General features: G+C 56.0%; 27 protein-coding genes and 1 pseudogene. 14 read left to right on the top strand and 14 right to left on the bottom strand.

The window, feature by feature from the left end; genetic code table 11:
* Nucleotides 1–97: 97 nt before the first annotated feature.
* Together mdtG and AC27FC_RS07385 are read right to left on the bottom strand one after the other, a co-directional pair.
* Nucleotides 98–1,316: pseudogene (gene mdtG / locus AC27FC_RS07390) on the bottom strand (multidrug efflux MFS transporter MdtG).
* 140 nt (nucleotides 1,317–1,456) lie between these two features.
* Nucleotides 1,457–2,383 (bottom strand): Kdo(2)-lipid IV(A) acyltransferase, encoded by a 927-nt coding sequence (locus AC27FC_RS07385; RefSeq protein ID WP_023311120.1) that lies wholly within the window; start codon nucleotides 2,381–2,383, stop codon nucleotides 1,457–1,459.
* Nucleotides 2,384–2,604: 221 nt separating this feature from the next.
* On the opposite strand from AC27FC_RS07385, the gene trhO reads away from it, so the two are divergent.
* On the top strand, nucleotides 2,605–3,654 hold the full coding sequence (gene trhO, locus AC27FC_RS07380) for an oxygen-dependent tRNA uridine(34) hydroxylase TrhO (RefSeq protein WP_196354603.1): 1,050 nt from the start codon (nucleotides 2,605–2,607) through the stop codon (nucleotides 3,652–3,654).
* A 41-nt stretch (nucleotides 3,655–3,695) separates the two neighbouring features.
* Here the strand turns inward: trhO and AC27FC_RS07375 are convergent, their stop codons facing one another.
* The 9 genes from AC27FC_RS07375 to mdtH all read right to left on the bottom strand — a co-directional run bounded on the left by AC27FC_RS07375 (nucleotide 3,696) and on the right by mdtH (nucleotide 10,372).
* Nucleotides 3,696–4,274, bottom strand: a complete 579-nt coding sequence (locus AC27FC_RS07375) for a YceI family protein (RefSeq protein ID WP_033145193.1) — start codon at nucleotides 4,272–4,274, stop codon at nucleotides 3,696–3,698.
* Nucleotide 4,275: 1 nt separating this feature from the next.
* Nucleotides 4,276–4,842: a cytochrome b gene (locus tag AC27FC_RS07370; protein WP_048975871.1), complete on the bottom strand. Its 567-nt coding sequence runs from the start codon at nucleotides 4,840–4,842 to the stop codon at nucleotides 4,276–4,278.
* A 207-nt stretch (nucleotides 4,843–5,049) separates the two neighbouring features.
* On the bottom strand, nucleotides 5,050–5,163 hold the full coding sequence (locus tag AC27FC_RS07365) for a YceO family protein (protein ID WP_032638658.1): 114 nt from the start codon (nucleotides 5,161–5,163) through the stop codon (nucleotides 5,050–5,052).
* Between the two features lie 59 nt (nucleotides 5,164–5,222).
* Entirely contained in the window at nucleotides 5,223–6,341 is a 1,119-nt protein-coding gene (gene solA / locus AC27FC_RS07360) for an N-methyl-L-tryptophan oxidase (protein ID WP_196354601.1), read from the bottom strand.
* A gap of 116 nt (nucleotides 6,342–6,457) precedes the next feature.
* The gene (bssS, locus tag AC27FC_RS07355; protein WP_008500827.1) at nucleotides 6,458–6,712 is read right to left on the bottom strand and encodes a biofilm formation regulator BssS; all 255 of its coding nucleotides are present in this window, start codon (nucleotides 6,710–6,712) and stop codon (nucleotides 6,458–6,460) included.
* A 274-nt stretch (nucleotides 6,713–6,986) separates the two neighbouring features.
* Nucleotides 6,987–7,232 carry a DNA damage-inducible protein I gene (dinI, locus tag AC27FC_RS07350; protein WP_008500826.1) on the bottom strand — a complete coding sequence of 82 codons (246 nt, stop codon included), beginning with the start codon at nucleotides 7,230–7,232 and terminating at the stop codon, nucleotides 6,987–6,989.
* Nucleotides 7,233–7,306: 74 nt separating this feature from the next.
* Complete coding sequence (gene pyrC / locus AC27FC_RS07345; protein WP_033145198.1) at nucleotides 7,307–8,353, bottom strand: dihydroorotase; 1,047 nt, start codon at nucleotides 8,351–8,353, stop codon at nucleotides 7,307–7,309.
* A 126-nt stretch (nucleotides 8,354–8,479) separates the two neighbouring features.
* Entirely contained in the window at nucleotides 8,480–9,040 is a 561-nt protein-coding gene (locus AC27FC_RS07340; RefSeq protein WP_023311126.1) for a lipoprotein, read from the bottom strand.
* 123 nt (nucleotides 9,041–9,163) lie between these two features.
* The gene (gene mdtH, locus AC27FC_RS07335; protein ID WP_196354599.1) at nucleotides 9,164–10,372 is read right to left on the bottom strand and encodes a multidrug efflux MFS transporter MdtH; all 1,209 of its coding nucleotides are present in this window, start codon (nucleotides 10,370–10,372) and stop codon (nucleotides 9,164–9,166) included.
* A 236-nt stretch (nucleotides 10,373–10,608) separates the two neighbouring features.
* Here mdtH and rimJ point away from each other — a divergent pair, with 236 nt between their 5' ends.
* From rimJ to murJ, 4 genes are all read left to right on the top strand, one after another.
* Nucleotides 10,609–11,193 (top strand): ribosomal protein S5-alanine N-acetyltransferase, encoded by a 585-nt coding sequence (rimJ, locus tag AC27FC_RS07330; protein WP_008500822.1) that lies wholly within the window; start codon nucleotides 10,609–10,611, stop codon nucleotides 11,191–11,193.
* Nucleotides 11,194–11,202: 9 nt separating this feature from the next.
* Entirely contained in the window at nucleotides 11,203–11,859 is a 657-nt protein-coding gene (locus AC27FC_RS07325) for a YceH family protein (protein ID WP_487159886.1), read from the top strand.
* A 2-nt stretch (nucleotides 11,860–11,861) separates the two neighbouring features.
* Nucleotides 11,862–12,785: a Gfo/Idh/MocA family protein gene (locus AC27FC_RS07320; protein WP_196354595.1), complete on the top strand. Its 924-nt coding sequence runs from the start codon at nucleotides 11,862–11,864 to the stop codon at nucleotides 12,783–12,785.
* A gap of 129 nt (nucleotides 12,786–12,914) precedes the next feature.
* Nucleotides 12,915–14,450 carry a murein biosynthesis integral membrane protein MurJ gene (murJ, locus tag AC27FC_RS07315; RefSeq protein ID WP_048975864.1) on the top strand — a complete coding sequence of 512 codons (1,536 nt, stop codon included), beginning with the start codon at nucleotides 12,915–12,917 and terminating at the stop codon, nucleotides 14,448–14,450.
* A 59-nt stretch (nucleotides 14,451–14,509) separates the two neighbouring features.
* Here murJ and flgN read toward each other — a convergent pair whose 3' ends face one another.
* From flgN to flgA, 3 genes are all read right to left on the bottom strand, one after another.
* Entirely contained in the window at nucleotides 14,510–14,935 is a 426-nt protein-coding gene (flgN, locus tag AC27FC_RS07310; RefSeq protein ID WP_008500818.1) for a flagella biosynthesis chaperone FlgN, read from the bottom strand.
* Between the two features lie 4 nt (nucleotides 14,936–14,939).
* Entirely contained in the window at nucleotides 14,940–15,233 is a 294-nt protein-coding gene (gene flgM / locus AC27FC_RS07305) for a flagellar biosynthesis anti-sigma factor FlgM (protein ID WP_023311133.1), read from the bottom strand.
* A 93-nt stretch (nucleotides 15,234–15,326) separates the two neighbouring features.
* Nucleotides 15,327–15,986: a flagellar basal body P-ring formation chaperone FlgA gene (gene flgA, locus AC27FC_RS07300; RefSeq protein WP_196354593.1), complete on the bottom strand. Its 660-nt coding sequence runs from the start codon at nucleotides 15,984–15,986 to the stop codon at nucleotides 15,327–15,329.
* Nucleotides 15,987–16,143: 157 nt separating this feature from the next.
* Between flgA and flgB the strand changes: the two genes are divergently transcribed.
* From flgB to flgJ, 9 genes are read left to right on the top strand one after another with little or no spacing between them, the layout of a single operon-like run.
* Complete coding sequence (gene flgB / locus AC27FC_RS07295; RefSeq protein WP_023311135.1) at nucleotides 16,144–16,560, top strand: flagellar basal body rod protein FlgB; 417 nt, start codon at nucleotides 16,144–16,146, stop codon at nucleotides 16,558–16,560.
* A 3-nt stretch (nucleotides 16,561–16,563) separates the two neighbouring features.
* Nucleotides 16,564–16,968 carry a flagellar basal body rod protein FlgC gene (gene flgC / locus AC27FC_RS07290; protein WP_008500814.1) on the top strand — a complete coding sequence of 135 codons (405 nt, stop codon included), beginning with the start codon at nucleotides 16,564–16,566 and terminating at the stop codon, nucleotides 16,966–16,968.
* An 11-nt stretch (nucleotides 16,969–16,979) separates the two neighbouring features.
* Nucleotides 16,980–17,690, top strand: coding sequence for a flagellar hook assembly protein FlgD (gene flgD / locus AC27FC_RS07285; RefSeq protein WP_029740349.1), 711 nt, complete (start codon nucleotides 16,980–16,982; stop codon nucleotides 17,688–17,690).
* A gap of 26 nt (nucleotides 17,691–17,716) precedes the next feature.
* On the top strand, nucleotides 17,717–18,967 hold the full coding sequence (gene flgE / locus AC27FC_RS07280; protein ID WP_039261882.1) for a flagellar hook protein FlgE: 1,251 nt from the start codon (nucleotides 17,717–17,719) through the stop codon (nucleotides 18,965–18,967).
* Nucleotides 18,968–18,987: 20 nt separating this feature from the next.
* Nucleotides 18,988–19,743 carry a flagellar basal body rod protein FlgF gene (locus AC27FC_RS07275; RefSeq protein ID WP_033145205.1) on the top strand — a complete coding sequence of 252 codons (756 nt, stop codon included), beginning with the start codon at nucleotides 18,988–18,990 and terminating at the stop codon, nucleotides 19,741–19,743.
* A gap of 11 nt (nucleotides 19,744–19,754) precedes the next feature.
* Nucleotides 19,755–20,537: a flagellar basal-body rod protein FlgG gene (flgG, locus tag AC27FC_RS07270; RefSeq protein WP_008500810.1), complete on the top strand. Its 783-nt coding sequence runs from the start codon at nucleotides 19,755–19,757 to the stop codon at nucleotides 20,535–20,537.
* Nucleotides 20,538–20,594: 57 nt separating this feature from the next.
* On the top strand, nucleotides 20,595–21,293 hold the full coding sequence (flgH, locus tag AC27FC_RS07265) for a flagellar basal body L-ring protein FlgH (protein WP_024909015.1): 699 nt from the start codon (nucleotides 20,595–20,597) through the stop codon (nucleotides 21,291–21,293).
* Between the two features lie 12 nt (nucleotides 21,294–21,305).
* Nucleotides 21,306–22,403 (top strand): flagellar basal body P-ring protein FlgI, encoded by a 1,098-nt coding sequence (locus tag AC27FC_RS07260; protein ID WP_029740346.1) that lies wholly within the window; start codon nucleotides 21,306–21,308, stop codon nucleotides 22,401–22,403.
* Nucleotides 22,403–23,356, top strand: coding sequence for a flagellar assembly peptidoglycan hydrolase FlgJ (gene flgJ, locus AC27FC_RS07255; RefSeq protein WP_487159880.1), 954 nt, complete (start codon nucleotides 22,403–22,405; stop codon nucleotides 23,354–23,356). Before AC27FC_RS07260 ends, flgJ begins: the two co-directional genes overlap by 1 nt.
* The last annotated feature ends 25 nt before the right edge of the window (nucleotides 23,357–23,381 follow it).

The following is a 23,381-nucleotide window of genomic DNA, read 5'->3' as shown; positions in this document are numbered from 1 at the left end:
TGGTGTCTCCCTGTTTTCCAGAAGGTTTCAGGGAAAGAATAGCTGAATATAAGATTCTGCAAGTATGAATGCGAAAATAAGCTATCAGGCGTTCGTCTTATTCCGTCACGGGCCGCAGCGCGCGGGATAAACTGAACCATGAATAGATGGCATTGAACAACACGACGCCCGCCGTCACGATAAAGACGGCGCGAAAACCGAAGCTGGCGGAAATCCCGGCCCCGAGCAGCGGTCCGGTGACGTTACCGATATCGCGAAATGACTGGTTATAGCTGAAAATACGCCCGGCGATCTGGTTCGTGGAGTTGTAGACCAGCAGGGTCTGTACGGCGGGCAGCAGCGCGCCGTCGGCGGCACCCAGCAAAAAACGCAGGACGCCCAGCTGCCATGGCGTTTGCACCATCGACATCGGGATAAGCAGCAGGACGGAGATCACCAGCGCGCAGATCAGGATTTTCTCGGGACCAACGCGGTCACCCAGTTTACCCAGTCTCGGGGCGCTCTGCAGCGCCGCCACGCCGGGTACGGAGGCAATCAGCCCGCTGATGAACGCAATATTGCTGACGTTACCCGCCAGGTCGCGAACGTACAGCGTCAGAATAGGGGCAATCGACCCGGTAGCCACCTGAATAATCAGGGTTGTCACGAACAGGCTCAGCACCAGTCTGGGATTTTTGAGCGAGGTCAGCACCTCTCTGGCGTGGAGCATCTCTTTTTTTGGCGACAGGCGTGAAGTTTTCCCGGATACAGAGCAGGGTGACGATGAAGCACAGGAACAACACGCTGGCGGTGATGAAAAAAACCGGCCGCAGGCCGTAGTTATCCGCCAGTAATCCGCCGGCCAGCGGTCCCAGCAGAGCACCGCTCACGCCGCCGGTGGAGAGTGTTCCTAGCGCCCAGCCGCTCTTATGGCGGGGGATTTGCGTGGCTATCAGGGCATTCGCGTTGGGAATAAATCCTCCCAGCAGGCCCAGCAGCGCGCGCAGGATCAGAAACTGCCAGACGTTCTGCGCCACGCCCATAAGCGCCATGATAATGGCCATCCCCAGCGCCGAACGCAGCAGCATGATTTTACGTCCCTTGCGGTCGGCAAGGCCGCCCCAGAAGGGCGAGGCCATCGCGGAGAAGAGAAACGTGATGCTGAATACCAGACCGGACCACATATTGAGCGCGCTGTGGCCCGTTACGCCAAGCTGTTCGACGTAGAGCGGCAGGAAGGGCATGACCAGGCTAAAGGCCGCGCCGGTAAGAAAACAGCCAAGCCACGCAACCGCGAGGTTACGCTTCCAGTTTATGGGGGCATCTGAGGGTGACATAACTATCCGCATAATGAGGTGCAGAGCACCTGAAGCATAAAGTAATAAGCCTGCTAATTATGCGCCTGGGTTATGATTGCCGCAATGACGAGGAGCTTTTAAAGCTAAAACGGCATGCGGCCCTGAAGACCGCATGGGGATTAATAGCGGGACGGCGTGCCTTGTGGACGCGTTTTAAAACGGCGGTGCAGCCACATGTACTGCTCGGGCGCCAGCATGATGCACTTCTCCACAACGCTGTTCATCCAACGCGCGGTGGTTTCCGCATCGTCAAGCGGTGGCGCAAGCTCCGGCTCCAGCATCATCAGCTCGTAGCCTGAACCATCCGGCTTACGGCGAGGGACGAAAGGCACGATGGCGGCTTTGGACATCCGCGCCAGCATCCAGGTACCGGTCGTTGTGGCGGCCTCTTCAACGGCGAAGAAGGGAACAAATACGCTGGCCTGTGGGCCATAGTCGTGGTCGGGGGCATACCAGACCACTTCGCCGGATTTCAGCGCGCGGATCATCCCCTTCAGGTCCTTACGGTCGATCATGCTTTTGTTGGAGCGCATGCGGCCGTTGGTCTGGATTAAATCGATGACCGGGTTATCGTTAGGACGATAAACGCCAATGCCGGGCGCCTGCATGCCGAACATGCGCGCCCCGATTTCCAGCGTCAGGAAATGAACGCCGATCAGCAAAACGCCCGTCTGGTTGGCCTGAAGCGTATGCACAGGCTCCATGCCGGTTCCCGTTACCTCGCTCCAGCGGGCCATGCGTTTGTCCGGCCAGAACCACGCCATACCGGTTTCCATGAGCCCCATCCCGACGGATTCGAAATTCTTCGCGACCATATCGTGACGCTCTGGCTCGCTCATCTGCGGAAAACACAGCTCAAGATTGCGGTACGCGATTCTGGCGCGACGCTTCATAAACAGTTGCGCGAAGCGGCCCAGAAATTTACCCAACCGAAAAATAACAGGGTAGGGAAGCTGTACCAGAAGCCATAAAAAGCCGATGCCAAGCCAGGTCAACCAATAGCGGGGATGCAAAAGGGCGGCAGTAAATTTTGGTAACTGGGTCATGTCTTTCCTGTGTTCAAACGTCCTGTTTTGCTAGTGTCTCATTTTTTGAGACATAGCCAAAATATCTGCTTTCGAAGCGTACACGAATACAGCAATTGTTAAGCCTGATTAATCAGGGTGTGTGAAATGTAGCGTAAATTGTGGGGATGTAAATTGGTTTTGTTTGCTATATGATGCCGACCGATTTTTCATTCTCTCTAACGATTCCAGGACTGTACACCATGCCAGTGTTACACAACCGCGTATCGAATGAGATGTTGAAAGCGCGTATGTTGGCTGAAACCGAACCGCGCACAACCATCTCTTTCTATAAATACTTCACGATCGACGATCCGCAGGCGACCCGCGATGCGCTTTATCAGGCGTTTACGGCCCTGAACGTCTTCGGTCGCGTCTACCTTGCCCGTGAAGGCATCAACGCGCAAATTAGCGTACCGGAAAGCAAAGTCAGCGCCTTCCGCGAGTGTCTTTATCAGTTCGATCCGGCCCTCGACGGCTTACGCCTGAACATTGCCCTGGACGATGACGGGAAATCCTTCTGGGTGCTGCGCATGAAGGTGCGTGAACGCATCGTGGCGGACGGTATCGACGATCCTGAGTTTAACGCGGCGGATGTCGGTGAATATCTCAAGGCTGCGGAAGTGAATGCGATGCTGGACGATCCGGATGCCGTGTTCATTGATATGCGTAACCACTATGAATACGAAGTGGGGCATTTCGAGAACGCGATGGAAATCCCGGCCGATACCTTCCGCGAGCAGCTGCCCAAAGCGGTTGAGATGATGCAGGAACATAAAGATAAAAAGATCGTTATGTACTGCACCGGCGGTATCCGCTGTGAGAAAGCCAGCGCGTGGATGAAGCACAACGGCTTTAATAAGGTCTGGCATATTGAAGGCGGCATTATCGAGTACGCCCGCCGCGCCCGCGAGCAGGGTTTACCGGTACGCTTTATCGGGAAAAACTTTGTCTTTGACGAGCGTATGGGTGAGCGTATCTCGGAAGACGTTATTGCCCACTGCCACCAGTGCGGCGCACCGTGCGATACCCACACCAACTGCAAAAACGACGGGTGTCATCTGCTGTTCATTCAGTGCCCGGCCTGTGCCGAGAAGTTTAACGGCTGCTGTAGCGAACTGTGCAGCGAAGAGAGCATCCTGCCGGAAGAAGAGCAGCGTCGCCGTCGCGCAGGACGTGAAAACGGCAACAAGATTTTCAATAAATCACGCGGCCGTCTGAATACCAAACTGGGTATCCCTGACCCGGAATGATAATAACGCCCGGCACGGCGAAAGCCTGCCGGGCGAATCTATTATGATTTCTGCTGTACACCTTCAACGGAAATAATCAGCTCAACGTCCTGAGACGCCGGGCCTAAATCCGTTGTGATATTAAAATCTTTCAGGTGAATTTTACCCGCCGCTTCAAAACCTGCGCGTTTACCGCCCCACGGATCGTCACCCTGACCCAGTAATTTAGCATCCAGCGTGACCGGTTTTGTTACGCCGTTAAGCGTCAGGTTGCCGGTAATATTCAGCTTATCACCCTCTTTTTTCACTTCCGTGGAGGTGAAGGTAGCCTGCGGGTATTTCCCGACATTGAGGAATTCCCCACTGCGCAGATGTTTATCACGTTCAGCATGATTAGTATCCACGCTGTTGGTATTAATGGTTACGTTGACCTTATCGGCGGCAGGATTCTTCTCGTCAAAGGTGAATGTGCCGTCAAAATCTTTAAAGGTACCGTACAGCCAGCTGTATCCCAGGTGCTGAATACGGAAATTGACGAAAGCGTGCTGGCCCTCCTTATCAATTTTATAATCAGCCGCCACGGCGGAACCGGCGGTGAATAACAGAGAACCCAGGGCGATACCCAGCAGGTGTTTTTTCATTTTATGCTCCAGAGTCAACTGACGAGCGGCCAAGCATGCGCTTTAGCGTATCGTCTTTATCAATAAAATGGTGTTTGAGGGCGGCAAGCCCGTGCAGCACGGACAGGATCACGACGCTCCACGCAAGCCAGAGGTGAACGACCCCGGCGGTGTCAGCCTGAGCGCCCGCATCGCTGAGCGTTGCCGGGACGTCAAAAAGGCCAAAGACGCTAATCGGCTTACCGTCCGCCGTTGAGATAAGGTAGCCGCTGATCAGAATGGCGAAGAGCAGCGCATAGAGCGCGATATGCGCGGCGACTGCACTGACGCGGGTAAATTTGCCGTGGGTCTTCGGCGCGGCGGGCGGCGGGGAAATATGTCGCCAGATCACGCGAAAAACCAGACCCAGCATCAGGAGAACGCCAATGCTTTTATGTAACTCCGGTGCCTGGTGATACCAGCCGTCGTAATAGCTGAGCGTGACCATCCAGAGTCCAAGGCCAAACATACCGTAGACGGCAATAGCAAATATCCAGTGCAAACCTATGGATATTATTCCGTAGCGCCGGGAGGTGTTACGCAGTTGCATCAGAATGTCCATTTTCATATTAACCGAAGGGTAAAAATGAACGGGAAGATGTGACATTGCAACTGAAATAATTGTCTATTGATTTGTATTTTATTTATTTCAGCAATTTTGAAAGGAAAGGGCGAAGGTAATTCAATGCCTTCGTGCAAGAGGAATTGAGAGTTTCAATAAAGCTAAATTAATGTCAATTATTGTCAGCCAGGGTTTTCAATAAAATACAATGTAAACAAAATCAATAATAGCCAGCAGCGCCCACAATAAGATATAGAGCATGAAATGCTCGCGAATATTATTCATCAGAAAGCTAACGATCCTGCGCATAATGCCCCGTAATGCAGTGTGAATAAAACGGGCCCCGGTACCTCCAGAGCCCGTGCGGATTATCCGTTAAAACGCGAGAGCGAGAAGGGCGTCAGATCAAACTGCGGCGTGATGCCCTGGGCAAACTGCGCGGCAATCTCGCCCAGCACGGAAGCGAACTTAAAGCCGTGGCCGCTCAGCCCGGTGATCAGCAGGACGTTGTCATGCCCTGGCAGGGTATCAATGATAAAGTCTTCATCCGGCGTGTTGTCGTAGGTACAGGCCGCGCCATAGAGCAAGCCACCGACGCCCGGAAGGATAGTACGCAGGAACGAGAAGGCTTCCGAACCATCCTGTGGACAGGCGCCAAAAGGCTTACGCTCTTCAGGGGAGGCGATCGCCTGGCCACCGTTGTGTTTACCGATTTTCAGCGCGTCTTTCTCGGAAGGGAAACCGTAGAACTGATCGCCATTCGGCAATTCGCCGGTGAAGGCTGGGAATTTATTCTGCGCGCTGTAGCGCCCATCCGACTGGAACCAGGAGAAGACCTTGCGCACCGGCTGGATTGGCAGTTCCGGCAGCAGGCGAGTGACCCAGGTTCCTGCGCTGACAAGCAGGCGGGACGCTGAATAGTCGCCGTCAAGAGTCGTTACCGTGACGCCATTCTCGTCATGGGTGATGGCCTCCACCGGACAGTTAAACAGCTGCGCACAGCCGGCCTTAGCGGCAAGATCGATCCAGGTTTTGATCGCCGTTTCACAATGCAGCACGCCGGAGTGGGCTTCAAAGAGGCCGATGTAATCGTCCGGGACGGTAATTTCAGGCCAGCGCGCGGTAATGCCCGTCGCGTCCAGCTTCTCGACATCAAGATTAAAGGCTTTTGCACTGCGTTCGACGCCGGCGAGAAAATCAGAATGAGCGGGGCCAAGGTTGACGACGCCGGTACGCTCGAAAATACGCTCTTCGGTCTGTTTCGCCAGCTCGTCCCACAGCGTCTGGGCGCGAAGCACCAGCGGCACATAGCGCTCGCCTTCTCCATACGCATGGCGCATGAGACGGGTATCGCCATGATGGCTGCCCTCAGAATGAGGAGGAAGGTGGGCATCGATCATCATGACCTTCAGACCTGCCTGTGTTGCGTAATAACCGGCAGCGGAACCCACGGAGCCGCTACCAATAATGATTAAGTCGTATCTCATATGCATCTCATAAACTGATGTTTTGTTAGCAGAGTAATTAACAACGCGGGGTTAGACAAGGGAGAAATAAATAAGGCACCGCGTGGGTGCCTGTAGAGAGAAAAATGGGCATAAGCTTAGTGCCGTTTATACTCATTTTCCTGATAGTCGCCAGATTCTATTTTTGCAATACCTGCCTCTAAAATAGAAATAAACTGACGGGCGACGTCTGTTGTTAGCCACAGCGTCTGTCCAACTTCCGCTTCTTCACGGTTGAGTTGATTCGGGGTCTGGTAGTGCAAACGCAGCATCAGCGCATCGTAGCTATCTACGGTACTGATATCCCAGCCAACCAGTGGATGGGTCTGGATCACTTCACTATTCTTTTCCATTATAACCCCCTTAATGCGTGTTAGAAGACAACGGCTCTGAGGTTCAATGCATGTTTTTCTGAAAGCATCTTCAGTATACCAAGTAATAAGGGTTCCAACGGGAAAAATAAACAGGTGGCAACACATTTTTCTGCTTTTTAGGATTGTTCGAACAATAAAACACCATCTCGTTCACGATTTTTAAAGAAGATGCCGAATTAATTTGAACTTGCAGGATTTTTAGACAAAAAAAAGCCGGGGCGACCCGGCAAAAAAACACAATGAGGGAGCAGTGTTAATCTGTGATAAACCAGTCGTCTGCGCTTTCCCACGTTTCCTGCAGGATTTCGCTGATGCGATCTTTATCTTCTTTCGCAGCACCAATGACGGAGAGGTTGTTCGCCGCGGCGTAACGCACCGTTACGGCACCCGCGTTGTCGGGAAAGGTGTTGTTAATACGGCGGGATAATTCGCCTGCCAGTGCATCAAGCGCGCCGGCAGGCAGAACAGTTGTTTTGGCTATGGTGACTTCAATACGCATAAATGCCCCCTGTGTAATATACTGTTTATTTATACAGTTATATTATCGGTTTGACAACAAGGGGCATTGATTTTTTAACGTTTTACCGTCCAGTTAACGGTTTCGCCCGCCAGGAATGGGATCAGCGTGTCATCCGTCAGCGCAATGGACTCCTCAACGTGGCTCGCTTTACGCTCCAGTTCGATGAAGGTGTCGTTGACCGGCAGGCCGTAGAAGCGCGGGCCGTTAAGGGAGCAGAACGCTTCAAAATGTTCGAGCGCGTTCATCTCTTCAAAGACGGTCGCGTAGCTGGCCAGTGCCGTTGGGGCGTTGAAGCAGCCTGCACAGCCGCAGCTCGCCTCTTTGCGGTGGCGGGCGTGAGGTGCGGAATCGGTGCCGAGGAACGCGCGGGAGAACCCGCTGGCAACCAGCTCGCGCAGCGCCTGCTGGTGGATGTTGCGTTTGAGGATCGGCAGACAGTACAGGTGAGGACGTACCCCGCCCACCAGCATGTGGTTACGGTTAAACATCAGGTGCTGTGGCGTAATGGTCGCGGCGATAAGATCGTTGCCGTCGCGCACATACTCTGCCGCGTCTTTGGTGGTGATATGCTCAAAGACCACTTTAAGCGCGGGCAGGCGCTGGCGCAGAGGCTCCATCACGGTCTCGATAAAGCGGGCTTCACGGTCGAAGATGTCAATCTCGGCATGCGTGACTTCACCATGGACCAGCAGCGGCATGCCCAGTTTCTGCATGCGTTCCAGAACCGGCATGATGGCATCAATGCTGGTGACGCCGTGGCTGGAGTTGGTGGTGGCATTTGCTGGGTAGAGTTTCGCCGCCGTAAATACGCCTTCGTTAAACCCGCGCTCCACTTCGTTCGGATCCAGCGAGTCGGTAAGATAGCAGGTCATCAACGGGGTAAAATCGTGTCCCGCAGGAACGGCATCCAGGATGCGCTGGCGATATGCCATCGCGGCATCGACGGTGGTGACTGGTGGAACCAGGTTAGGCATGACAATCGCGCGGCCATAAATTTCGCTGGTATAAGGCACGACGGTTTTCAGCATATCGCCATCACGCAGATGGATATGCCAGTCGTCAGGGCGGCGGATTTTAAGAACCTGGGGTTGTGCAGTCATGGAAGCTCCGGCTTGTCAGGAATCAGTCATAAGGATGGCTGTTTTTGCCGGACACAAATCATAAGCGGAAACGTTTTCGTTTGCACACTTTTCCGTAAAAAAAAGGGCGCCGCAGCGCCCTTCAGGTTAATCAGTGAAAGGAATGATAATTTCTCCCGGTTTCACCTCTATGCCTTTTGCATATTTTTTCGCCAGAGCTTCACCCTTGCTTTTGTCTTCGCTTAAGACGTACGCGGGCTGCTGGTTAAAGTAATTACGCAGCGACTGGTTCAGATAGGGCATCAGGGTTTGCAGAACCGGTGCCATCTTGTCCGGCGACACCTGCGCATCGACGACTTCCATCTCCTGCAGGAAAATCGCCCCTTTCTCTTTGTTGAAAACGGGCAGGGCCTTCAGCTTGAGCTTGATGTTGGCCTTCTGATTGCCAAAGAGGGATGACATATCGAGATCCGCATCACCGGCCAGGGTGACTTTGTTTGGCTCTTCACGTCCGATCTGGCTGGTCAGGTTCGTCAGGACGATATGCGCGTCCGCCAGTCCCGGCACGCCAATGTCTTTAGAGAAATTGTTATGTTTTTCCAGCGCCTGATTAATTTCCTGTTCACTGACGGTATATTGCGTGAGCTGGTTACAGCCAACCAGCAGGCCGCTGACTACTAATGCCGCGGCAAAGACAATTTTCTTCATAGTGTTCCTCAACGAAAAATCGGCGCTTCTGTCCTGTTACGCCAGTATGTCAGTGTGAATTGGCAGAAACCAGCAGAAAAAACTGAGAAGTGGGGCGGGAGGGACTCCCGCCCGAGGGAAAGGCTACGCGCCAGGCTCGAGCATCCCGCTCGCGCTGCGTTTCGGGCTGAACTGCCACCACAGAGCAAGGAGCGTCATAAAGCCCACCACGCCGAGCATCATCCACGGGAGTTCGGGCTGGTTTAACGCTTTGCCGGCATCAAACAACCAGCCGCCACCCGCGTAACCTAATGCGCCGCCAAGCGCCAGCCCCAGCCGGCTGAAACCCATATAGCTGCCGCGCGCACGCGCATCCGCAAGCGAGGCGCTCAGCGTTTCACGGGCAGGCTCGGCGATGATCGACCCTATATAGAACGTGCAAATCAGCGTAAACAGCTGCTGGAGAGAGTTCACCAGGCCGATCGGCATCATGCTCAGCGTCATCAGGAGCAGCCCGGCCATCAGGCGATGCTCCAGACGAAAGCGCCGTTCGCTCCAGCGGGCAATCGGATAAAGCAGCGTTAACGACAGGCAGGCTTCGATGGCGTACATCCATTTAACGGCTGCAGGGGTCCCCGCGATATCGTTAACCATGATCGGCAGCATCAGCATGACCTGTACAGCCAGCATGTAGTATCCCGTCAGGGTCAACACATAGGTGACAAAACGCCTGTCGCGCAGGACGCGGCCAAGCCCTTCCCGGACCGGCGCTTTGACCGTCGACAGTTTCCAGGCGGGCAGGAACAGGCCATTGAACAGCGCGCACAGAATAAAGAGCACCGCCCCAGCGGCGCAGACCAGACGGAAGTCATACTGCAGCAGCCAGCTTCCCAGCAGGGCGCCGATAACCGCCCCGGCACTGTCCTGCATCATCAGAATCGAGAAGAAACGGCCGCGGTGCTGGGGGCGAATAAGCTTTACCACTAGCGCGGTGCGTGGCGGATCGAACAGCGTGCCGCCGATACCGGAGAGGAAACAGGAGAACCAGAGCAGCCAGGGCTCCTGGGCGACCGCCATCGTGGCAAAACCTGCCGCGCGCAGCAGCATACCGGTAACGATCATCGGTTTAGCGCCAAAGCGGTCGGCAATGGCCCCGCCAAAGACGCCCAGGCCCTGCTGGACAAACTGGCGTAGCCCCAGGGCAATGCCAACCATTAATGCCGCCCAGCCCATCTGATCGACAAAGCGGATCGATATCAGCGGAAAAACGACAAAAAAGCCGAGCACGACCAGCATGTTATCGACGAGCAGGAAATATTTACCCAGGCTCCTGGCCTGTGATACGCGGGACATTTTCCCTCCAGGGAAAATAAGAAGGTGAGCACGCTAACATTCTGCGGTGTCGCCGCGTTTTTTCCCACCCCCGTGGGTGACAATATTTTTTTATCAAAAGGGTGCTTTGATAGAGAGTTCTCATCGAAAAATGTGAAAAGAGGTGAAAATGGTATGTCACTGTTTTCACAGACGGCACAGGCGCAGGTATAGTAAAGCTAATGGGTCAGCAGAAGTGACGGGAAGGAGTGGTATCGATGTTTGGCTATCGCAGCAATGTGCCAAAAGTGCGTCTGACAACGGACAGGCTGGTCGTTCGTCTGGTGCATGAGCGTGATGCCTGGCGTCTGGCGGATTATTACGCCGAGAATCGCCAGTTTTTAAAACCCTGGGAACCCGTTCGGGATGAGAGCCATTGTTACCCTTCCGGCTGGCAGGCGCGCCTCAGCATGATTACGGAATTTCACAAGCAGGGCAGCGCGTTTTATTTCGCGCTGCTGGATCCTGAAGAGAAAGAGATTATCGGGATCGCTAATTTTTCAAACGTGGTGCGCGGGTCGTTTCACGCCTGCTACCTTGGCTACTCCATCGGCCAGAAATGGCAGGGGCAGGGGCTGATGTACGAGGCGTTAACGGTGGCGATCCGCTATATGCAACGCACGCAGCATATCCATCGCATTATGGCGAACTATATGCCGCACAATCAGCGCAGCGGCAATTTGCTGGCCCGCTTAGGGTTCGAGAAAGAGGGTTACGCCAAAGACTATCTGCTGATAGACGGAGAGTGGCGCGACCACGTTCTGACGGCGTTAACCACCCGGGACTGGACCGCAGGTCGTTAAGGAGAAAAGATGAAGTATCAGCTAAACGGTACAGAAGCGCGCGTGATTGGGTGCTTACTCGAAAAACAGGTTACCACGCCGGAGCAGTATCCGCTCTCCGTCAACGCCGTGACCATGGCCTGCAACCAGAAGACCAACCGCGAGCCGGTGATGAACCTCAGCGAGTATGAGGTTCAGGACGTGCTGGATGCGCTGGTAAAACGCCACTACCTGCGCACCGTCAGCGGCTTCGGCAACCGCGTGACCAAATACGAACAGCGCTTCTGTAACTCCGAATTCGGCGACCTGAAGCTGAGCGGTGCGGAAGTGGCGGTCATCACCACGCTGCTGCTGCGCGGGGCGCAGAAGCCGGGAGAGCTGCGCACGCGCGCTTCCCGTATGCATGAGTTCAGCGATATGCAGGAAGTTGAGCAGACCCTGGAAGGGCTGGCCTCACGTGAAGACGGCCCGTACGTGGTGCGTCTGGCGCGCGAGCCGGGCAAACGTGAAAGCCGCTATATGCACCTGTTCAGCGGCGACGTTGATGTCGCTACCGCTACCGTGGAGAGCGACGCGGGATCCTCAGCAAGTAATGACACTCTTGCCGCGCGCGTAGAAGCGCTGGAAGACGAGGTCGCCGGGCTGAAACAGCGCCTGGATGCGTTGCTGGCACATCTGGGAGACTGACGGTGAAAAAATTACGCGTAGGCGTGGTGGGGCTCGGCGGCATCGCGCAAAAAGCCTGGCTGCCTGTTTTAGGTGCAGCAACGGACTGGACCCTGCAAGGGGCATGGTCACCCACCCGAGAAAAGGCAGAACGTATCTGCGAAACCTGGCGCATTCCGTATGCTGCCTCCCTGCAGGATCTGGCCCGCGAGTGTGATGCTGTTTTTGTGCATACCTCAACGGCAACCCACTATCAGGTGGTAAGCGAGCTGCTCAATTTAGGGGTTCACGTCTGCGTGGATAAGCCGCTGGCGGAAAATGTTCAGGATGCCGAACGTCTGATTGAGCTGGCCGCGCGCAAAAAACTGACGCTGATGGTGGGCTTCAACCGCCGCTTCGCGCCGCTTTACCAGCAGCTTAAGGCGCAGTCGGACACGCTCGCCTCGCTGCGGATGGATAAGCACCGCACCGACAGCATTGGGCCAAACGATCTGCGCTTCACCCTTCTGGATGATTATCTGCACGTTGTGGATACGGCGCTGTGGCTGAGCAACGGTAATGCGCAGCTGAAGAGCGGTACCCTGTTAACGAATGACCAGGGGCAGATGGTCTACGCGGAGCACCACTTTGCCGTTGAGCATCTTCAGATTACCACCAGCATGCACCGTCGGGCGGGAAGTCAGCGTGAATCCGTGCAGGCGGTGACCGAGGGCGCGCTGTACGACATTACGGACATGCGCGAATGGCGGGAAGAGAAAGGCAATGGCGTGGTGACGCTCCCGGCGCCAGGCTGGCAGAGCACCCTCGAGCAGCGCGGTTTCGCAGGATGCGCCCGTCACTTTATCACCTGCGTGCGAAATCAGACGGTTCCTGAAACGTCCGGCGAGCAGGCCATTATGGCGCAGCGCATTGTGGAAAGGCTCTGGCGCGATGCCATGAGCGAATAACTCGCTGTAACATCTGCGGATAGTAATTCGTTGAAATCCGGTTAGACTAAGCGCCGCTTGTTGGCTTTGCCGGGTGGCGCTTACGCTAACCCGGTCTACAAATCCGTATGGTTCTGGAAATTCACGTTAATGAACTTATTAAAATCGCTGGCGGCCGTCAGCTCGATGACCATGTTTTCCCGCGTGCTGGGTTTTGCACGCGACGCCATTGTGGCAAGGGTATTTGGTGCAGGGATGGCCACGGACGCCTTTTTCGTCGCGTTCAAATTGCCGAACCTGCTGCGTCGTATTTTTGCTGAAGGGGCGTTTTCCCAGGCATTCGTGCCCATTCTGGCGGAATATAAAAGCAAGCAGGGTGAAGACGCGACGCGCGTCTTTGTTTCTTATGTCTCCGGGCTGCTGACGCTGGCTTTGGCGGTGGTGACCGTTCTCGGGATGCTGGCCGCGCCGTGGGTGATTATGGTGACCGCGCCCGGTTTTGCCGATACGGCTGACAAATTTGCGCTGACCTCGCAGCTGCTGCGCATTACTTTCCCCTATATTCTGCTCATCTCGCTGGCCTCGCTGGTGGGGGCGATCCTGAACACCTGGAACCGCTTCTCTGTTCCGGCGTTTGCGCCGACGTTTCTCAACGTCAGCATGATCGGTTTTGCCCTGTTCGCCGCGCCGCACTTCAACCCGCCGGTGCTGGCGCTGGCCTGGGCGGTTACCGTCGGCGGCGTGCTGCAGCTGGCGTACCAGCTGCCGCATCTGAAAAAAATCGGCATGCTGGTGCTGCCGCGCATCAATCTCAAAGATGCCGGGGCGATGCGCGTGATCAAGCAGATGGGGCCCGCTATTCTCGGCGTCTCCGTCAGCCAGATCTCGCTTATCATCAACACCATCTTTGCCTCTTTCCTCGTGTCCGGCTCGGTTTCCTGGATGTACTACGCCGACCGTCTGATGGAGTTCCCGTCCGGGGTGCTGGGCGTCGCGCTGGGGACCATCCTGCTGCCGTCGCTGTCGAAAAGCTTTGCCAGCGGCAATCATGATGAATATTGCCGCCTGATGGACTGGGGTTTACGTCTCTGCTTCCTGCTGGCCCTGCCGAGCGCGGTGGCGCTGGGTATTCTTGCCAAACCACTGACGGTGTCGCTCTTCCAGTACGGGAAATTCACCGCCTTTGATGCCGCCATGACCCAGCGCGCGCTGATTGCCTACTCGGTCGGCTTGATGGGGCTGATCGTCGTCAAGGTTCTGGCGCCCGGGTTCTACTCGCGTCAGGACATCAAAACGCCGGTGAAAATTGCCATCGTGACGCTGATTATGACCCAGCTGATGAACCTGGCGTTTATTGGTCCGCTGAAGCATGCCGGCCTGTCGCTGTCTATTGGTCTGGCGGCCTGTCTGAATGCCGGGCTGTTGTACTGGCAGCTGCGCAAGCAGGATATTTTCACGCCGCAGCCGGGCTGGGGAAGTTTCCTGGCACGTCTGATCGTTGCGGTACTGGTGATGTCAGCCGCGCTGCTCGGCATGATGTACGTGATGCCGGAGTGGTCCCTCGGCACCATGCCTTATCGTCTGATGCGGCTGATGGCCGTGGTAGGCGTCGGGGTGGTGGCTTACTTTGCCACGCTCGCGGTGCTGGGGTTCAAAGTGAAAGAGTTTGCCCGCCGTACGGCATAAACGCCAAAAGGGGAGTTCACCTTATGGTGCTCCCCGCTGCATGATTTGTCGCACAGGCGTCAAATCGAAATCTTTTTAACTCCCGCAATACGTGCAGTCGCTGTTTGACCATCCGCACCGTACAGTCCGGTTTCTTTATGCGGTTTCAATACCTCAAGCGCCTGCTGATTACGCTCAATCTGACCTTCCAGTAGCCAGCCGTTGTGCTGGTTAAGGTCGCGCAGGTGCTGGGTTTTTTCGGTAATGGTTTGCCAGCGCTCAATAATATCGTCATTGGCGCTACGCTTAGGATCCTGCTCAGCGCGGCGCTGCTGCTCCAGATAATCCAGCGTCGCCAGTAGCGAACTCTTATCTTCAGTAATACGCTGCAGCGCGCTGCCGTTGATGTGACCGGAAGAGAGATGCTGCTGTTCAGCGTCCATTACCGTTTTCAGGTCGTTAAGAACAACCGTCATTTGATCCAGTATTTCTGACAGTCGACTCATACGGTTAGTTACTCTGTAAGAAACTCTGTGCTTCCTGAATCAGGGCGTCAGCGATTTTGCTGGTGTCCATTTTCAGCTCACCGTTACGAATAGCCGTTTTCAGCGCTTCAACACGTTCCATATTGATATCGTTGCTGCCTGGCTGCATCAGTTTTGCCTGTGCGTCGCTCAGGGTCACGCTGGTGCTGTTGGACGTTGACGGTTTTTCCAGACGCGTTTTCTGCGCAGGAGCGTCATTCGTTTCGCGAGGTTGTACAGCGCTTACCGGCTTCAGGGCTGATGTACGATCAATGCTCATAGTGTTGTCCTCATCGAGGGTTCGCGGCGTTTGCGCCTGACATCATCATTAGTGGAATATTTATCGGCACGCGCCGCGAAATCTTTAAAAAGATTATAGGTTAATCAGAATATTCCCATCAGAATCGACGGTTCCGCTCACCACCTGGCCTGAGGACATTCTGACGCGGGCGTTTTGCGCCACCGCGGCATTGTTTAACGCTTTCCCTTCACTGTTGATGCTAAAGCCATCTCCGTTGGCCACCACCATCACCTGTTGACCCGCTTTTACCCGCCATGACTGACGCAGCATTGAGAGCTGTATCGGCTGGCCGGGTGCGACATCGCGCAGGCTGACGGCGTCCTGTGCCTGGTTCATTTCCAGCATGGTGCGTGGAGGCAGCTGGTCCAGACGGCCGCGTTTTAACGTCACGCTGTTCGTCTGCAGCACGCTGCCGCGCGCAATGGGCACGGCGGCGACAACATAATTGCCCGTCGCCTGAACTGCAACCTGTAAATAGCGTTTTTCGTTCGCGCAGCGTGCCAGCACGTTCACATTTCCCCACAGCCGGGTGGTTCCCGTCACGCTGAATGACGGTTGGTCACAGGTCGGGTACAGATTCGATGGGGTGCGCACGGTAACGTTAACCTCATCGCTAAAGCCCGCCAGCTTTTCAGCAAAAAAAGCCGTCAGCCGATCCTGTAAGCCTTCAGCCTGCACCAGAGGGCTAAAGAGCAAGAAAGTTGCCACCAGGCCACGTTTTAACGTTTGCATCGCAAGTTCCACCGTTTCCAGAGTTGAATGAATTCTACCTGCAGTGGTTTTGCATCAACGCAATAAATAGCGACGCATTTTGCGCTTATTCCGTCGATAGGGGAGACCGGGTGAGATTTAAGCTGTGAACTGAAATTTTGCCATCAGCGGAGGAGACATGCTCGATAAACTCGACGCCGCGTTACGTTTTCAGCAGGAAGCGCTCAATTTACGCGCCCAGCGGCAGGAGATTTTAGCCGCCAACATCGCTAACGCCGATACCCCAGGGTTTCAGGCGCGCGATATTGATTTTTCCAGTGAACTCAAAAAGGTGATGGAGCGTGGACGTGCCGAAGGAACGGGTGTTGCACTTGCCATGACATCCTCTCGCCATATTCCTGCTCAGGCGATGACCGCGCCAGCGACCGATTTACTTTACCGCATTCCCGATCAGCCCTCACTCGACGGTAACACCGTGGATATGGACCGGGAGCGTACCCAGTTTGCCGATAACAGTCTGAAATACCAGACGGGCCTGACCGTACTCGGCGGACAAATCAAAGGCATGATGAACGTCCTGCAGGGGGGGAACTGATAGATGGCCTTGTTGAATATTTTTGATATTGCCGGTTCGGCGTTAACCGCGCAGTCCAAACGCCTGAACGTGGCTGCCAGTAACCTGGCGAACGCCGACAGCGTAACCGGACCAGACGGCCAGCCTTATCGCGCCAAACAGGTTGTCTTTCAGGTCGATGCTGCGCCGGGCGCGGCGACGGGCGGCGTGAAGGTGTCTGATGTGGTAGAGAGCCAGGCGCCGGACAGACTGGTGTATGAGCCGGGTAACCCGCTCGCGGATGCCAGCGGATACGTGAAAATGCCAAACGTGGATGTGGTGGGTGAGATGGTGAACTCCATGTCGGCTTCCCGCAGCTACCAGGCCAACGTTGAAGTGCTGAATACCGTGAAGAGCATGATGCTCAAAACGCTCACTCTCGGCCAGTAAAGGAGACATGCATGTCCATCGCCGTAAATGTGAATGATCCTACGAACTCGGGCGTTAATAACACGAAGAGTACGACGGGTTCTAACTCCCTCACCGGGAGCAATGCCTCCGATCTTCAGGGCAGCTTTCTGACGCTGCTGGTGGCGCAGCTTAAGAACCAGGATCCCACCAACCCAATGCAGAACAACGAACTGACCACGCAGCTTGCGCAGATCAGCACCGTGAGCGGCATTGAGAAACTCAACACCACCCTCGGCTCCGTCTCCGGGCAGATCAACAGCGCCCAGTCTCTGCAGGCGGCAAGCCTGATTGGCCACGGGGTGATGATCCCGGGAACCACGATTCTGGCGGGCACCAGCACCACTGAAGGCAACACCACAACGACCACCACGCCGTTTGGCGTTGAGCTCCAGCAGGCGGCTGAGAAGGTCACTGCAACGATCATGGATGCCAATAACGTGGTGGTTCGCACCATTGATATCGGTGAGCTGAAGGCGGGCGTTCACACCTTTACGTGGGATGGCAGCCTGACCGACGGCACTAAAGCACCAAACGGTTCTTACAAAGTAGCGATCAGCGCCAGCAACGGGACGACCCAGCTGGTGGCGCAGCCGCTGCAGTTCGCGCTGGTCCAGGGCGTGATTAAAGGAAGCGACGGCAACAAACTGGATTTGGGAACCTCTGGTTCCACCACACTCGACGAAGTTCGGCAGATTATCTAAGCCTTAACACTTATCAGGAGTAAGTCATGGCCTTTTCTCAAGCGGTCAGCGGCCTGAATGCTGCGGCCACCAACCTGGACGTCATTGGCAACAACATCGCCAACTCCGCGACCTATGGTTTTAAATCCGGTTCTGCTTCATTTGCGGACATGTTTGCCGGTTCCAAAGTCGGCCTGGGCGTGAAAGTTGCGGGCATCACTCAGGACTTTACCGACGGCACCACCACCAACACCGGTCGTGGTCTGGACGTTGCTATCAGCCAGAACGGTTTCTTCCGTATGGTCGATTCCAACGGTTCTGTGTTCTACAGCCGTAACGGCCAGTTCAAGCTGGACGAAAACCGTACGCTGGTTAACATGCAGGGCATGCAGCTGACGGGCTACCCGGTAGCTGGAACGCCTCCAACCGTTCAGACCGGTGCGAACCCTCAGGCGATTACTATCCCGAATACCCTGATGGCGGCGAAATCAACCACCACCGCGACGCAGCAGATCAACCTGAACTCAACCGATCCTGTTCAAACTGCCCCGTTCGATGCGACCAATCCGGATACCTATAACAAAAAAGGGACCGTGACCGTATTCGACAGCCAGGGTAACGCCCACAACATGTACGTCTACTACGTGAAGACTGCCAACAATAAATGGGATCTTTACACTCAGGACGGCAGCGTTGCGGGTTCTACAGCAGCAAAAGCGGCGCAGATGAACTTTGATGCGAACGGTAACCTGGCGGGTGTCTACAACTACGACGCTGCGGGTGTACTGAGCGCAACGCCAAACGCCACGCCGGCCATTAACATCACCACGGGTTCTGTCAGCGGTGCGACGGCGGCAACCTTCTCCCTGAGCTTCCAGAACTCCATGCAGCAGAACACCGGTGCAAACAGCGTTGTGGCAACCAATCAGAACGGCTACAAGCCTGGCGACCTGGTGAGCTACCAGATCAACGACGATGGCACCGTGGTGGGCAGCTACTCTAACGAACAGTCTCAGGTTCTGGGCCAGATCGTGTTGGCAAACTTCGCGAACAACGAAGGCCTGAAATCTGAAGGCGACAACGTCTGGTCTGCCACTCAGTCCTCCGGCGTGGCGCTGCTGGGTACCGCAGGCACCGGTAACTTCGGCAAGCTGACTAACGGCGCGCTGGAAGCTTCCAACGTGGATATGAGTAAAGAACTGGTGAACATGATCGTCGCGCAGCGTAACTATCAGTCGAACGCGCAGACCATCAAAACCCAGGACCAGATCCTCAACACGCTGGTTAACCTGCGTTAAGCGGCTAACAGGAAAGCGCAATGGATCACGCAATATATACCGCGATGGGCGCGGCAAGTCAGACGCTCAATCAGCAGGCCGTTACCGCCAGCAACCTGGCAAACGCCTCTACGCCAGGCTTTCGCGCGCAGCTTAATGCGCTGCGCGCGGTGCCGGTAGAAGGGTTGTCCCTGCCGACCCGTACGCTGGTGACGGCATCAACCCCTGGCGCAGATATGACGCCTGGGCAGATGGACTACACCTCGCGCCCGCTGGACGTTGCCCTGCAGCAGGACGGCTGGCTGGCGGTGCAAACTGCCGACGGCAGCGAAGGCTATACCCGTAACGGCAATATCCAGGTGAGCGCGACGGGCCAGCTGACGATTCAGGGTCATCCGGTAATGGGGGAAGCGGGTCCGCTGACCGTGCCGGAAGGCTCTGAGCTGACTATCGCCGCGGACGGTACCATTTCGGCGCTGAACCCGGGCGACCCGGCCAATACCGTTGCGCCCGTCGGACGTCTGAAGCTGGTGAAAGCGGAAGCCAAAGACGTGCAGCGCGGCGACGACGGCATGTTCCGTCTGACCCAGGCGGCGCAGGCGACGCGTGGTGCCACGTTACAGGCCGATCCGAGCATCCGCGTGATGTCCGGCGTTCTGGAAGGCAGCAACGTCAAGCCGGTCGAAGCCATGACCGACATGATTGCCAGCGCCCGTCGTTTTGAAATGCAGATGAAGATCATCAGCAGCGTGGATGAAAACGCGGGCAAGGCTAACCAACTTCTGGCTATGAGTTAACAGGACTCCTTATGATCAGTTCTTTATGGATCGCGAAAACTGGCCTGGACGCCCAGCAAACCAATATGGACGTGATTGCCAACAACCTGGCAAACGTGAGCACCAATGGTTTCAAGCGTCAGCGTGCCGTTTTCGAAGATTTGCTTTATCAAACCATCCGCCAGCCGGGCGCGCAGTCTTCTGAACAGACGACGCTGCCGTCGGGTCTGCAGATCGGTACCGGTGTTCGTCCGGTGGCCACCGAGCGTCTGCACAGCCAGGGCAACCTGTCTCAGACCAACAACAGTAAAGACGTGGCAATCAAAGGCCAGGGCTTCTTCCAGGTGCAGCTGCCTGACGGGACCTCTGCCTATACCCGCGACGGTTCATTCCAGGTCGATCAGAACGGCCAGCTGGTGACGGCGGGCGGTTTCCAGGTTCAGCCTGCGATTACCATCCCGGCGAACGCCCTGAGCATCACCATCGGACGCGACGGTGTGGTCAGCGTGACCCAGCAGGGACAGGCCGCGCCGGTTCAGGTCGGGCAGCTCAACCTGACCACCTTCATGAACGATACCGGTCTGGAAAGCATTGGTGAGAACCTCTACACCGAAACGCAATCCTCCGGTACGCCGAATGAGAGCACCCCGGGCCTGAACGGCGCGGGTCTGCTGTACCAGGGTTATGTTGAAACGTCCAACGTGAACGTGGCGGAAGAGCTGGTGAATATGATCCAGGTCCAGCGCGCGTATGAAATTAACAGTAAAGCAGTGTCGACGACCGACCAGATGCTGCAGAAACTGACGCAACTCTAAGGTGTAGCCCGGTGCGGTAAACGCCGCACCGGCTCCCTGTTTTCGAAGATGAAGGCAATGCAAAAAAACGCGGCGTTTCGTTATCCGATACTGACTGTTCTGGCTGTCACCCTCAGCGGGTGTGCTTTGATCCCGTCTAAACCATTGGTCCAGGGTGCGACGACTGCCCAACCCGTTCCTGGCCCCGCGCCAGTGGTAAACGGCTCCATTTTCCAGACCGCGCAGCCGATTAATTACGGCTATCAGCCGCTGTTTGAAGATCGCCGCCCGCGTAACGTCGGCGATACATTGACCATTGTGCTGCAGGAAAACGTCAGCGCGAGCAAGAGCTCGTCGGCGAACGCCAGCCGCGATGGCAAAACCAATTTTGGCTTCGATACCGTGCCACGCTATCTCGAAGGGCTGTTCGGCAACGCGCGTGCTGATGTGAACGCGTCCGGCGGCAATACCTTTAACGGCAAAGGCGGCGCGAACGCCAGCAACACCTTCAGCGGTACGCTGACGGTCACGGTTGACCAGGTACTGGTTAACGGCAACTTACACGTTGTGGGTGAAAAACAGATCGCCATCAACCAGGGCACTGAATTCATTCGCTTCTCGGGCGTGGTTAACCCTCGCACCATCAGCGGCACCAACACCGTTCCATCCACCCAGGTGGCGGATGCGCGCATTGAGTACGTCGGTAACGGCTATATCAATGAAGCGCAAAATATGGGTTGGCTGCAGCGCTTCTTCCTTAATTTATCGCCGATGTAAGCGAGGTGACCCATGTTTAAATCGATCTTCGCCGTGGCGCTCGCGCTGGTGGCAACGTTTGCCCAGGCTGACCGTATTCGCGACCTCACCAGCGTTCAGGGCGTTCGTGAAAACTCCCTGATTGGCTATGGCCTGGTGGTCGGTCTGGATGGTACCGGTGACCAGACGACCCAGACGCCGTTCACCACCCAAAGCCTGAACAACATGCTTTCCCAACTCGGCATTACCGTGCCGGCGGGAACCAACATGCAGCTGAAAAACGTGGCCGCGGTAATGGTCACCGCGTCCTACCCGGCGTTTGCGCGTCAGGGGCAGACCATTGATGTGGTGGTCTCCTCAATGGGTAACGCCAAAAGCCTGCGCGGCGGTACGCTGCTGATGACCCCGCTGAAAGGCGTTGACAGCCAGGTCTATGCGCTGGCGCAGGGGAACATTCTGGTTGGCGGTGCGGGGGCATCCGCAGGCGGAAGCAGCGTGCAGGTGAACCAGCTGAACGGTGGACGTATCACCAACGGTGCGATCATTGAGCGTGAACTGCCGACCCAGTTTGGCGCGGGCAACACCATCAACCTGCAGCTTAATAATGAAGACTTCACCATGGCGCAGCAAATTGCCGATACCATCAACCGCAGCCGCGGCTACGGTAATGCAACGGCACTCGACGCGCGCACCGTGCAGATCCGCACCTCCACCGGCAGCAGCAACCAGGTGCGCATGCTGGCGGATATCCAGAATATGGAAGTGAACGTTCCGGTTCAGGATGCGAAAGTGATCATCAACTCCCGTACCGGCTCGGTGGTGATGAACCGGGAAGTGTCGCTGGACAGCTGTGCCGTGGCGCAGGGGAACCTCTCCGTGACGGTAAACCGCTCCGCGAACGTGAGCCAGCCGAATACGCCATTTGGTGGCGGTCAGACGGTGGTGACGCCGCAAACGCAGATTGATATGCGTCAGAGCGGCGGGTCGCTGCAGAGCGTTCGCTCCAGCGCCAACCTGAACAGCGTGGTGCGTGCCCTGAACGCCCTGGGCGCAACGCCGATGGATCTGATGTCCATCCTGCAATCCATGCAAAGCGCGGGCTGCCTGCGCGCCAAACTGGAAATCATCTAATGCTGACCGATAGCAAACTGTTGACCAGTGCAGCCTGGGACGCCCAGTCGCTCAACGAACTGAAAACCAAAGCAGGCAAAGACCCGGCGGCGAACATCCGCCCGGTCGCCCGCCAGGTGGAAGGGATGTTTGTACAGATGATGCTGAAAAGCATGCGCGAAACCCTGCCGAAAGACGGGATGTTCAGCAGTGATTCAACGCGTCTCTACACCAGCATGTATGACCAGCAGATTGCGCAGCAGATGACCGCCGGTAAAGGCCTCGGTCTGGCTGACATGATTGTGAAACAGACCGAAGCCGCGCAGGGCATTCAGCCTCAGGATCAGACGCAGCAGGTGCCGATGAAGTTCGACCTGGAAACGGTGACCAGTTATCAGAACCAGGCTCTGACGCAAATGGTGCGTAAAGCGATGCCAAAAGCCACGGGCAGCGGCGATGAGCCGCTCTCCGGTGACAGCAAAGACTTCCTGGCGCAGCTTTCTCTGCCCGCGCGTCTCGCCAGCGAACAGAGCGGCGTGCCGCATCACCTGATTCTGGCGCAGGCCGCGCTGGAGTCGGGCTGGGGCCAGCGTCAGATCCGCAAGGAAAACGGCGATCCGAGCTTCAACATCTTCGGCGTGAAGGCCACCTCCAGCTGGAAGGGGCCAACAACGGAGATCACGACCACCGAATACGAGAACGGTGCGGCGGTGAAGGTCAAAGCAAAATTCCGCGTCTACAGCTCCTATCTGGAAGCATTGTCCGATTACGTTGGCCTGCTGAGCCGCAATCCGCGTTATAACGCCGTTACGCAGGCGGCGACGGCGGAGCAGGGCGCTCAGGCCTTACAAAACGCGGGCTACGCGACCGACCCGAACTATGCGCGCAAGCTTACCAGCATGATCCAGCAGCTGAAATCCATGGGCGAGAAGGTCAGCAAAGCCTATAGCACAGATATTGAAAATCTGTTCTGAAAGTTCTCAAGTCCCGGTGGAGGTT

The sequence above is a fragment of the Enterobacter sp. C3_dUdeg genome (genome assembly GCF_057536195.1).
This window is presented reverse-complemented; position numbering and strand designations above follow the sequence as displayed.